General features: G+C 65.3%; 11 protein-coding genes and 1 pseudogene. 7 read left to right on the top strand and 5 right to left on the bottom strand.

The window, feature by feature from the left end:
- The first annotated feature begins 193 nt into the window (after positions 1 to 193).
- Both F6X37_RS20615 and F6X37_RS20610 read left to right on the top strand, forming a co-directional pair.
- The gene (locus tag F6X37_RS20615) at positions 194 to 628 is read left to right on the top strand and encodes a CHRD domain-containing protein (protein WP_090805584.1); all 435 of its coding nucleotides are present in this window, start codon (positions 194 to 196) and stop codon (positions 626 to 628) included.
- A 132-nt stretch (positions 629 to 760) separates the two neighbouring features.
- On the top strand, positions 761 to 1,729 hold the full coding sequence (locus F6X37_RS20610) for an alpha/beta hydrolase (RefSeq protein WP_187612593.1): 969 nt from the start codon (positions 761 to 763) through the stop codon (positions 1,727 to 1,729).
- Here F6X37_RS20610 and F6X37_RS20605 read toward each other — a convergent pair.
- On the bottom strand, positions 1,696 to 2,535 hold the full coding sequence (locus F6X37_RS20605; RefSeq protein ID WP_187612592.1) for an EcsC family protein: 840 nt from the start codon (positions 2,533 to 2,535) through the stop codon (positions 1,696 to 1,698). The two genes, F6X37_RS20610 and F6X37_RS20605, sit on opposite strands and share 34 nt — an antisense overlap.
- Positions 2,536 to 2,672: 137 nt before the next feature.
- Between F6X37_RS20605 and F6X37_RS20600 the strand changes: the two genes are divergently transcribed.
- A complete protein-coding gene (locus F6X37_RS20600; protein WP_187612591.1) occupies positions 2,673 to 4,268 on the top strand; it encodes an MDR family MFS transporter in 1,596 nt (531 codons plus the stop codon).
- A gap of 30 nt (positions 4,269 to 4,298) precedes the next feature.
- The gene (locus F6X37_RS20595; protein ID WP_187612590.1) at positions 4,299 to 4,799 is read left to right on the top strand and encodes a MarR family winged helix-turn-helix transcriptional regulator; all 501 of its coding nucleotides are present in this window, start codon (positions 4,299 to 4,301) and stop codon (positions 4,797 to 4,799) included.
- Between the two features lie 104 nt (positions 4,800 to 4,903).
- Here F6X37_RS20595 and F6X37_RS20590 read toward each other — a convergent pair whose 3' ends face one another.
- On the bottom strand, positions 4,904 to 6,181 hold the full coding sequence (locus F6X37_RS20590; RefSeq protein ID WP_187612589.1) for an amino acid deaminase: 1,278 nt from the start codon (positions 6,179 to 6,181) through the stop codon (positions 4,904 to 4,906).
- A gap of 155 nt (positions 6,182 to 6,336) precedes the next feature.
- Here F6X37_RS20590 and F6X37_RS20585 point away from each other — a divergent pair, with 155 nt between their 5' ends.
- The 3 genes from F6X37_RS20585 (at position 6,337) to F6X37_RS20575 (ending at position 9,170) form a co-directional block, all read left to right on the top strand.
- On the top strand, positions 6,337 to 7,227 hold the full coding sequence (locus F6X37_RS20585) for a MurR/RpiR family transcriptional regulator (protein ID WP_090802984.1): 891 nt from the start codon (positions 6,337 to 6,339) through the stop codon (positions 7,225 to 7,227).
- A gap of 3 nt (positions 7,228 to 7,230) precedes the next feature.
- A complete protein-coding gene (locus tag F6X37_RS20580) occupies positions 7,231 to 8,712 on the top strand; it encodes an N-acyl-D-amino-acid deacylase family protein (RefSeq protein ID WP_187612588.1) in 1,482 nt (493 codons plus the stop codon).
- 71 nt (positions 8,713 to 8,783) lie between these two features.
- Positions 8,784 to 9,170 (top strand): RidA family protein, encoded by a 387-nt coding sequence (locus F6X37_RS20575; RefSeq protein WP_008923846.1) that lies wholly within the window; start codon positions 8,784 to 8,786, stop codon positions 9,168 to 9,170.
- Positions 9,171 to 9,263: 93 nt separating this feature from the next.
- Here the strand turns inward: F6X37_RS20575 and queF are convergent, their stop codons facing one another.
- From queF to F6X37_RS20560, 3 genes and pseudogenes are all read right to left on the bottom strand, one after another.
- On the bottom strand, positions 9,264 to 10,088 hold the full coding sequence (queF, locus tag F6X37_RS20570) for an NADPH-dependent 7-cyano-7-deazaguanine reductase QueF (protein ID WP_184053835.1): 825 nt from the start codon (positions 10,086 to 10,088) through the stop codon (positions 9,264 to 9,266).
- A complete protein-coding gene (locus F6X37_RS20565) occupies positions 10,085 to 10,987 on the bottom strand; it encodes a 5'-nucleotidase (RefSeq protein ID WP_018419389.1) in 903 nt (300 codons plus the stop codon). The genes queF and F6X37_RS20565 overlap by 4 nt, the downstream gene beginning before the upstream one ends.
- Positions 10,988 to 11,010: 23 nt before the next feature.
- Positions 11,011 to 11,189 (bottom strand): annotated as a pseudogene (locus F6X37_RS20560) (threonine ammonia-lyase, biosynthetic); the annotation flags it as partial.

Here is an 11,189-nt window from a genome sequence, read left to right as displayed (position 1 = left end):
GACGAACGCCTGCGCGCATTGCGCACCTTGCCCATCAGGCCTTCGGTTTTAATCACAGTCCGGTTCGAATTAAAGCGGCCCGCGCAAGCCACCATCCCAACCTCACCGGCTCCAAATGATTTGCACTAGTATGTGGAAGCTCCGCACGGCCGACACGGGTGCCGCGGCGGCGCGTCAATGTCCGGAGAAGACCATGATTTCGCTGCGAAAATTGAATCTGGCCGTGGTGGTATGGGCGCTTGCGTCGGGCGCTGCGTTCGCGGATACGGTTGCGCTGAAGGCGAATCTCCAGCCGTCGAGCGAAGTGCCGCCGCGCGTGAGTCACGGGCACGGCATGCTGAATGCGACCTTCGACACGTCCACCCAATCGCTGCAGTGGACTGCTACTTACGAAGACTTGAGCAGTCCGGTCACCGCCGCGAATTTCCACGGTCCCGCGCCGGTTGGCCAGAACGCGAAGGTCCAGGTGCCGATCGAGAAGAATGGCCTCGCGAGTCCGATCAAAGGCACGGCGAAGCTGACCGAGCAGCAGGTCACGGATCTGATGGCGGGGCAGTGGTACTTCAATGTTCATACCGCGCAGAATCCGACGGGCGAAATTCGCGGGCAGGTGTTGCCGGCGAACTAGGCGTGGGCCTCGCGTGGGCCGAGCGCGCGTGCCGCGGCCAAAAGCAGCTTCACACCGTTAGAACCCGCCAACCAACGGCGTCCCCGCCACCGCCCGTACCATGACGGGACTTCAACGAAGGAGCATGTCCCGATGAGCTGGCAAAGCGCGCTCGCTTGCTGGTATTTGCGCAAGCAGTTCCGGCCCGAAACCCTCAAACCGTCTATCAACGTCGAGCGGGCGCGCGCGCTGACCTCGAAGCGGGTGTGGTCGCCACGCGTGCCGCGCGGCTGGCATCTTCGCGAAACGTATGGCGCGGGCGAGGCGCCGCTCGTCGGCGAATGGCTGGAACGCGTTGACGGCGGCACGGCCGGCGGCGCGGAGCCGACGGTGCTGTATTGCCACGGCGGAGGCTACTACTTCTGCTCGCCGCGCACCCATCGGTCGCTAACGTTCGCTCTCGCTACCCGCGCGGACGCGCGGCTCTTCTCCCTCGACTACCGCCTCGCGCCCGAGCATCGCTTTCCGGCCGCGCTTGACGACGCCACTGCCGCCTATCGACAACTGCTCGCGATGGGCATCGCACCGAGCTCGATCGTGGTCGCCGGCGACTCGGCCGGCGGCGGCCTCGCGCTCGCCACGCTGGTCGCGCTGCGCGACGCCGGCGCACCGATGCCCGCTGGCGGCCTGCTGTTCTCGCCGTGGACCGATCTGGCGACGACCGGCGCGAGCCTGCGCACCAACGACAGCGTCGATCCGATGTTCTGTGGCGCCTCGATCGAGCGCGCGGCCAAGCTCTATCTCGGCGACGCGCCGGCCACGCATCCGTACGCGTCGCCGGTCTACGCGGACCTGCGCGGTCTGCCGCCGCTGTTCTTGCAGGCGGGCAGCACCGAGGTGCTGCTCGACGACGCGCGCCGCGTCGCCGACAACGCGCATGCGGCAGGAGTCGATTGCGAATGCGAGGTGTGGAAAAACCTGCCGCACGTGTGGCCGATGTTCGCGCCGTTCATGCCGGAGGCGAACCGCGCGCTCGATCGCGCGGCCGCCTTCGTGCGACGCGCGACGAGCCGCGCCGCGAACAGGGCTCAGGCGTCGAGCGTGACGTCGAGCGTCCGATAGACGGCTTCGATCGTTTGCTGGCCGTATTGCCGCTCGAGCCGCCGCACGGTGAAGTGCCCGTGCGCGACCTGCTGGAAGTGATCGATAAACACGGTGTTGACCATCGCGCCGAGCACCGCGCCGATCGCGGGAATCGATTTGGCAGCGATCTGTTCGCTGACCTGCACCGAAAAGCGCGCGGCGATCGCGTTGAGCAGCCGCAGCAGCGCCGCCGAGCCGTGGGTCGTGAAGCCCTTGCTGGCCACCTCGGACGACGCCTTCGACACCGCCTGCGCTAGCGCGCCGCGCATGAAGAAGTAGCCGAGGTCGGCGTCGTCGTCCTCGCTCGATGTACCACCCATGCCGAGCACGGTCAGGCATTGCAGCTGCGTGTCGACCGAGGTCAGGTCCTCGCCCTCGCTGCGCGCGATGTCGCAGATCGAGCGGAACATCAGCGTAGTCGTGACCGGCAGCTCGACTGGCAGCGCGATCAATCCAAACGCGCCGCCGGCCGCCCCGGTGGTCGCGACCGCGAACTTGTGCAGCAGGTTGTTCGGCTTGTCGGGCGCGAGAAGCCTGGCGTCGTCGCGGCGGCCGAGCGTGCGTAGCGCGATCGACAGACATTTGCGCAACGCGGTCTGCGTCGCATCGGACACTTTTTGGTTGGCGAACGCCGGGATGCGCGACAGCAGCTTCTCGATCGGCGCGCCGACGACGCTCGCGAGCTTCATCGTGAGCGCGGGGCTTTCGAGCTGGTGTTTCGCGCGCCGCAGCGCGGCGAGGTCCTGCTCCGATAAGGATGGTGCTGCGAGCGAACTCGGCTGCATGGGCCTCCCTGGCATGTCGTGTCTTGGGTACCTGGAGTCAGTCTACCGCGTTGCAAGACGCGTTCCGTCCCGCTTGGCGCGTCGCACCATGGTATGATCCCCAATCTTTTGACACGTCAACTTTTGCTCCATCAAAAATGGCTGTCCATACCGCCGCCCACCATTCGAGTGGGCAAGTCTTACCGTTCCGCGAATCCCTGCTGGCCATGCTCGGCATCTCGTTTGTCACGATGCTGGTCGCGCTCGACCAGACCGTGGTCGGCACCGCGCTGCCCACCATCGTGTCCGAACTCCGAGGCTTCGAGTTGTACGCATGGGTCGCAACCTCGTATCTGCTGACCTCGGTGATCACCGTGCCGATTTTCGGGCGGCTTGGCGATTATTACGGGCGCAAGCCGTTCGTGATTGCGTCGATCGTCGTGTTCACCGGCGCCTCGGTGCTGTGCGGCGCGGCCAACAGCATGCTGTTTCTCGTGCTCGCGCGCGGGTTGCAGGGCATTGGCGGCGGCATGCTCGTCGGCACCGCGTTCGCATGCATTCCCGATCTGTTCCCCGATTCCGTCGTGCGGCTGCGCTGGCAGGTGCTGATGAGCTCGGCGTTCGGCATCGCCAATGCGGTCGGCCCGTCGCTCGGCGGTTTTCTCACGCAGTACTACGGCTGGCGCTCGGTGTTCTATGTGAATTTGCCGGTCGGGCTGCTGTCGCTGTTTTTCGTCTGGCGTTTCCTGCCGCATCTGCGGCACGTCGAACATACCGGCAAAATGCGGCTCGACTGGCCCGGCGCGCTGCTGATCGCGATCGCGCTCGGCTCACTGCAGTTGTTCGTCGAATTGCTGCCGAAGCACGGCGTCACGCTGAGCGCGTTCGCGCTGCTCGGGCTCGCCGTCGCGTCGGCCGTCACGCTGTGGAAATGGGAAAAGCGCTGCCCGACCGCGATCCTGCCCGTCGACATGTTCCGCAACCGCAGTCTGGCCGCGCTGTTCACGCTGGCCGTGCTCGGCGGCTTCACGATGTTCTCGCTGCTGTTCTACGCACCGCTGCTGTTCCAGGGCGGCTTCGGCATGTCGCCGAAAGAGGCGGGCCTCGTGATCACGCCGCTCGTCGTGTTCATCACGATCGGCAGTATCGCGAACGGGCGCGTCGTGTCGCGGGTGAAGAATCCGAACCTGATGCTGTACATCGGCTTTGCGATGGTCGCGCTGTCATGCCTTGGCATCGTCGTCGCGACCCGTTCGATGCAGCAATGGGTGCTGATGTCGTTCATGGTCGTCGGCGGCCTCGGGCTCGGTTTCGTGATGCCGAACCTGACGATCTTCGCGCAGCAGACCGCGGGCCGCGAACACCTCGGCATCGCGACCGCGCTGCTGCAGTCGCTGCGGATGATCGGTGGCATGATCGGCACGGCGCTGACCGGCACGCTCGTGACCCACATGTACAAGAGCGGTGTGCGCAATGCGCTCGAAGGCGCGGGCGCGTCGCACTGGTTCGCCGATCTCGGCGATCCGCAGATCCTGATCAACCGCGATGCGCAGACCACGCTCGTCGACCAGTTGACCCACGCTGGCCACAACGGCGCGATGTTGCTCGAAAGTGCGCGCGAGGCGCTGGTCGGGGCGATTCATCTGGGTCTCGCGATGGCCGCGGTGATCGCCGTCGTGTCGGTGTGGCAAACCCGCCGCGTGCCGCCGATCAAGCTGCAGCGCAAGCTCGAGCCGGTGATTCACGCAGACTGATTTTTGAACTTGGTGTTGGACAGGCAGATTATGGAAGAACAGGACCGCGTCGCCGTCATGCAGCAATTTGGTCGCACGTATCGGGCGTTCATGTCGGCATTCGAGGCCCAGGTGGGGCATCCGTTGCCACGCTGGCGCATTCTGCTCGCGCTGCGCGAGCAGGCCGGCGAGTCGTCGCAGAAGCGGCTCGTCGAGCGGTTGCGCGTCGATCCTGGCGCGCTCACGCGACAGTTGAAGGCGCTCGAAGGGTTGGGCTGGATCGCGCGCAGCATGGATACGCGCGATAACCGCGTGACCAACGTGCGCCTGACCGAAGCGGGCCACGCCGCGACCGAAGCGAGCCTGCCGCGTCGCAACGCGTTCTTGCACAACACGATGGCCGGGTTGCCGGATCAGGCGCTCGCGGCGTTGTCGAGCGCGCTGAAAATGTTGGAGACGCGCATCGGCGAGGTGACGGCCAACGCCGGCGCCGCGACCGTGGCCGCCGCGCCGCAGGAGACCGCTGGCGACAAGGCGGCGCAGCGCATGTGATTTTTAGTCCGCGCGTGGCGATAAAAAAGGCTGTGAGCCCAAGGGCGCACAGCCTTTTTCTTTGGCGGAACAGATCGCGCTTGAGTCAGCGCGGCGTGGTCCGATCAGAAGAACGTCTCGATCACTTCCTTCACGCGATACTGCGGATCGACGACCAGCACCTGCTTCCACTTGTCGAACGTCAGGCACGGATGCGAGATGTCGAACGCGATCATGTCGCCCACTTTCAGATCGGCGCCCGCGGGAATGCGCAGATACGCGTGCTGATCCATCAGACCGAAGATTTCCCAGCCCTCGCTCGCGGCGATGTCGCGCGGCGCTTGCTGACCCGGGCGATAGTGGCGCGCCGGCTCCGGCATGCCTGCGTCGAACGCGGAGTCGCGTTTGCCGAGGCCGATGATCGCGCGATCCGGCTCGGGAATGGACTGCACGTACGCCCACAATTGCAGCGCCGGCAGCAAGCCTTCGCCCATTTTCTTCGCGACCGGATTGCGCTTGAAGATGTCGGTCTGCGCCTTGCGATAGATGCCGACGTCATGCGTCAGGTAGCAGCCGGGACGCAGCACGACCTCGACCTTGCCGGATTGCGTCGCCTGCGCGAACTCTTCGGCGACCACGTCGTACCACGCCGATCCCGCGCCCGATAGCACCGCCGGCGAGCGCGCGAAACGCCCCTGCTCGACAAGTTCGCGAGTGACCGCAACCGCGCCTTGCAGGAACGCGCGCACTTCGGGTTCTTCCTTCAGCACGCCTTCGTACAGTTCGACCCCCGCGAGCTTCAGCACGTCCGGATAGCGCGCGATCGCGTCGAGCACCGCGTTGCGCTGCACTTCGTCGCGCACGCCGGTGCGTCCACCCGGCACGCCGAGTTCGAGCAGCACCTGCAGTGGCTTCTTCACCGAGGTGAAGAATTCGCCGAGTTGCTCGACGCCTTCAGCCGAATCGACGAGGCAGAAGAATTCGAAATCCGGATCGCTGAGCAATTCGGCGATCATCATCATGTTGTGACGGCCGACCAGCTGATTCGCCATCAGGATGCGCGAGACGCCGCCGTGGTACGCCGCGCGCACCTGATGAGCAGTGGCGAGCGTGATGCCCCACGCACCGGCTTCGAGCTGACGGCGAAACAGTTGCGGCGCCATCGTGGTCTTACCGTGAGGCGCGAGCTTGACGCCGTATTCGGCAACGAACGCCTGCATCCACTTCAGGTTGTGCTCGACGCGATCGGCGTACAGCACCGCGGCCGGCAGACTGACGTCCTCGGCGAGCAGGTTCCACTCGAGGCGCGCGGCGTCCGTCAGCTGGATGCTCGTGCCCGGAACCATGCCCAAGCCCTTGCTATAAGGATCAATCGTCGCGCCCTGATAGTTTGTAACTTTCATGTCTCCGTGCTCCATCGTCCGGGTAAATTGAGTTAGATTTGACTTTACCATGTTACCGAAAGTACGATGTCTGAACGAATGTTATTTAGTACCATGGGTTTCGAAGGCCGCCGGAAAGGGCCGCGAAAGCCGTGCCGCGAACCCCACCGCCTGCCATGAACCGTAGCGCCGAACCGCTCGCTTTCGACATCGTCGCGCGCATTGCCGAGTGCGCGCCGGAGTTGCGCTCGGCCGAACGCAAGGTCGCCGCGCTGATCCTCGACGATCTGACCGGCGCGTCGCGCGCGAGCATCGGCGCGCTGGCACAGCAGGCCGAGGTCAGCATCGCGACCGTCACGCGCTTCGCGAAGGCGGTCGGCTGCCGCGACGTGCGCGAACTCAAGCTGCGGCTCGCGCAGGCGGCCGCGGTCGGTCAGCGGTTTCTCGAGCGCGACACCGCAAGCGACGCACCCGAGCCGATCGCCACGCGCGTCTTCGACGAGCTGCAAACGGCGCTCGCGCACAATCATCAACTGCTGCGCCAGGCGCCGCTCGCCGAAGCGGCGGCCGCGCTGCGCGATGCGCGCATGATCTACGTGTTCGGCATGGGCGGCGGCTCGACCGCGCTCGCTGACGAAATGCGTTTCAGGCTCGTGCGCCTCGGCCGCCCGGTCGCGACCTATCAGGACGGGCTGTTGCAGCGCATGGTGGCGAGCACGGTGTCGCGCGAGTGCGTCGTGATCGCGCTGTCCACCACGGGGCGTGTGCCCGAGATGGTCGAGAACTGCAAGATCGCGCGCAGCTACGGTGCGACGGTGGTCGCGCTGACGGCGCCCGCGTCGCCGCTGGCGAAGCTCGCCAACTGGCTGATCCCGATCGTCGCGTTCGAAACCGATTTCATTTACAAGCCGTCGTCGTCCCGTTACGCGATGATGATGGCGCTCGATGTGCTCGTCACCGAACTTGCCGTCAGTCAAGGCGACGAAAGCCGCGAATTGCTGCGCCGCATGAAGCACGCGCTCGACGCGCACCGCGGCGGCGGCGATCGACAACCGTTAGGAGATTGATCCATGCATTCGCATCCCGAAGCGGCCGACACGCTGATCGTCGGCGCGCAACTGTACGACGGCACCGGCGAGCCGCCCGTCGAGCGCGACGTGGCGATCCGCGACGGGCGCATCGCCGCGATCGGCAATCTGTCGAACTGGCTCGCCGAAGAGGTGATCGAGGCCGAGGGGCGCGCGCTCGCGCCGGGCTTTATCGACGTACACACGCACGACGACACGCATGTGATCCGCTCGCCGCAGATGCTGCCGAAGATCACCCAGGGCGTGACGACAGTGATCGTCGGCAATTGCGGGATCAGCGCGTCGCCGGTATCGCTGAAGGGCGATCCGCCCGATCCGATGAACCTGCTCGGCGAGCGCGACGCGTTCCAGTACCCGACCTTCGCCGACTATGTGAACGCGGTGAACGCCGCGCGGCCGGCGGTGAACGTCGGCGCGCTGATCGGCCACACGGCGTTGCGCAACAACCAGATGGACCGGCTCGATCGCGCGGCGACTGCCGAGGAAATCGAGCGCATGTGCGCGCAGCTCGAGGAAGCGCTCGCGCACGGCGCGCTCGGTCTCAGCTCGGGGCTCGCATACGGTTCGGCGTTCGCCGCGCCGACCGAGGAAGTGATGGCGCTCGCCGAGCCGCTCGCGGCCGCGGGCGCACTGTACACGACCCATATGCGTACCGAGTTCGACGCGATTCTCGACGCGATGGACGAGGCCTACCGCGTCGGTCGTCATGCGCGTGTGCCGGTCGTGATCTCGCATCTGAAGTGCGCGGGGCCGTCGAACTGGGGGCGCAGCGTCGAGGTGCTGAAGTCGCTCGAAGGCGCGCGCGGCGGGCAGCCGGTCGGTTGCGACTGCTATCCGTACAACCGCAGCTCGTCGACGCTCGATCTGAAGCAGGTGACAGGCGACATCGACATCACGATCACGTGGTCCGAGCCGCATCCGGAAATGGCGGGCAAGCTGATCAAGGAAGTCGCGGCCGAATGGGGCGTCTCGCAGCAGGAGGCGGGCAAGCGCCTGCAGCCGGCCGGCGCGGTCTATCACAACATGTCCGAAGACGACGTGCGGCGCATCCTGTCGCATCCGGCGACGATGGTCGGTTCCGACGGCCTGCCGAACGATCCGCTGCCGCATCCGCGGCTGTGGGGCGCGTTTCCGCGCGTGCTCGGCCACTATGCGCGCGATGCCGCTTTGCTGCCGCTCGAGGAAGCGGTGCGCAAGATGACGAGCCTGTCCGCGCGCCGCTTCGGACTCGCGCAACGCGGCGAAGTGCATATCGGCTATCACGCCGACCTCGTGCTGTTCGATCCGGCGAAAGTGCGTGACGTGGCGACGTTCGACAAGCCCCAGCAGCCCGCTGCCGGCATCGACGCGGTGTGGGTCAACGGCGTGCTGTCGTATCGCGATGGCGCGGTGACGGGCGAGCGGGCTGGCCGGTTCGTCACGCGCGGTGCGCCGTCGAAGGGCGATGCGCAGGGCGCGTTCTGATTTTTTATCGATTGATGGCGGTACGCGCGGCGAGGGCGCCGCGCGTGCCCGACTTTTTAAGGAGTGTGACAATGAAGCGATATGGCGTGGAAGGCGGAAAGGGAACGGGCGGTCAGGTGATGCCGTTCGCGCGCGCGGTCGAGGCGGACGGCTGGCTGTTCGTGTCGGGCCAGACGCCGATGGAAAACGGCGAAGTGATCAACGGCGGCATCGTCGAGCAATCGCACAAGGCGATCCAGAACGTGTTCGCGATTCTGAAGGAAGCGGGCTATGGCGCCGAGCACGTCGTGCGTTGCGGCGTGTGGCTCGACGATCCGCGCGACTTCGCGTCGTTCAACAAGGTGTTTCGCGAGTATTTTGGCGAGAATCCGCCGGCGCGCGCGTGCGTGGTGTCGTCGATGGTGATCGACTGCAAGGTCGAGGTGGATTGCGTCGCTTATAAGAAGCCGGCGGCCTGATCGCTTTGATGGCTTTCATGTGACGAGGGCGCCGCAGGTCGTGATGGCCTGCGGCGCCCTCGTCGCGTTTACCGCTGTTTTTTTGTGTTGGAGTTACTGCCGCGCGAGCCGCATGTTGTCCGGCATCGGCAGGTTGTAGTTGGTGCGGAACGGGTTGATGTCGAGCCCGCCGCGACGCGTGTAGCGCGCATACACGGCCAGCTTCAGCGGTTTGCACATCTTCATGATGTCGACGAAGATTCGCTCGACGCATTGCTCATGAAACCCGGTGTGATTGCGGTACGAGATGATGTATCGCAAGAGGCCCGCGTGATCGATCTGCGGGCCGGCGTAGTGGATCTGCACGCTGCCCCAGTCCGGCTGACCGGTCACCGGGCAGTTCGACTTCAGCAGGTTCGAGAACAGCGTTTCCTCGACCGGCGCTTCGTCGCGCGCCGCGCTCAAAAGTGACGCGTCCGGCTGATAGACGCTCGCCTCGAGTTCGAGCCGGTCGAGCGACAGACCGGCGAATTCTTCCATTTTCAGCTTGCCGAATTCGTGCGGTGTGCTCAGATGTACCGACACGGTCGCGCCGCACGACGCGGACACGTCGCGCCTGATCGTGTCGCGCACGCTCTCGGCCGAGTCGAACGCAGTCTGCGCGAACGAGCCCAGATACAGCTTGAACGATTTCGACTCGACGATGTTCGGCGAGTCGGCCGGCACGAAGAACGTCGCGACGGCGATCTGCGGCTTGCCGCGCGCGTTCAGCCACGACAGCTCGTAGGCGTTCCAGATGTCGGTGCCGAAAAACGGCAGTCGCGCGGTAATGCCGATCGCCTCGCGCGCATGGCTGCGCGCAATCGGAAATAGCAGCGTCGGATCGTATTGTTCGGTGTAAGTCGAGGACTTGCCGAGCGGGGATTGTTCGGGTGTCATGATGCGTTCACGATGCCACTCAGCACGTGCCCGGTCGCGGTTACGACGCGAGCCGATTCGCAGTGGCCGATCTGGTCGTCGAAGAAAAAGTCGGGCTCGAACTCGCGCAGAAATGCGCTTTTGTCGAGGCCGCCGAGGAACATCGCTTCGTCGATTTCGATGTTCCATGCCATCAGGGTGCGGATCGCGCGCTCATGCGCGGGAGCCGAGCGCGCCGTCACCAGCGCCGTGCGAATGCGCATCGGCGCGGCCGCGTCCGCGAGTTTTTGCAGCCGGTGCAGTGCTTCGAGCAGCGGCTTGAGCGGACCGTCCGCGAGCGGCAGATGCTTGTTGTCGATCTCGTGACCGACGAACGCGCGCAGGCCGTCTTGCTGGAAGATGCGTTCCGCTTCGTCGGAAAACAAGACCGCGTCGCCGTCGAACGCAATGCGGATTTCGTCCGGGTATTTGCTCGCCATTTTCGCCGATTCCGGCAACACGCGTGCGGCTGGGAAGCCAGCGGCGAGCGCATCGCGCACGTCCTGCTGGTTCGCCGACAAAAACAGCGAGGCGTTCAGCGGCTTCAGATAACCGAACGGCGCGCGGCCGCGCGTGAACACGCCGCGCTCGATCGCGAGCCCGTGTTCGCGGCAGGAATGAAACGCGCGCAGACCGCTGATCGGATCGCTGCGCGACAGGATCACCACTTCGACGCGATGACCGCCGGCGTTCAGCGCAAGCAGCTTGCGGATCAGCGGAAACGCCACGCCCGGTTTCGCGGGCACGTTCAGACGCTCGCGCTGCAATGCTTCGTAAGCCTTCAGGTCGCCGGCCTCGTAGACACGGTTCTCTTCCTCGAAGTCGAACAGCGCGCGCGACGAGATTGCGACCACCAGTTTGTCGACGAGCGAAAGCGCCATCGTTGCGTTCCGGTTCGAAGAGATCAGGCGAGGAAGAGACGATAGACCGGATTCTTCGTCTCTTCCCAGCATGGATAGCCGAGCGTTTCGATGAAGCGCTCGAACGCCGCGTGGTCGCTCCCGGGCACCTGAATGCCGACCAGAATCGAGCTGTAGTCCGCGCCCTGGTTGCGGTAGTGGAACAGGCTGATGTTCCAGTTCG

The sequence above is a fragment of the Paraburkholderia sp. 31.1 genome (genome assembly GCF_014397645.1).
Lineage (GTDB): Bacteria > Pseudomonadota > Gammaproteobacteria > Burkholderiales > Burkholderiaceae > Paraburkholderia > Paraburkholderia tuberum.
The sequence above is the reverse complement of the archived record's forward strand: the minus strand, read 5'-3'. Positions and strand labels throughout refer to the sequence as shown.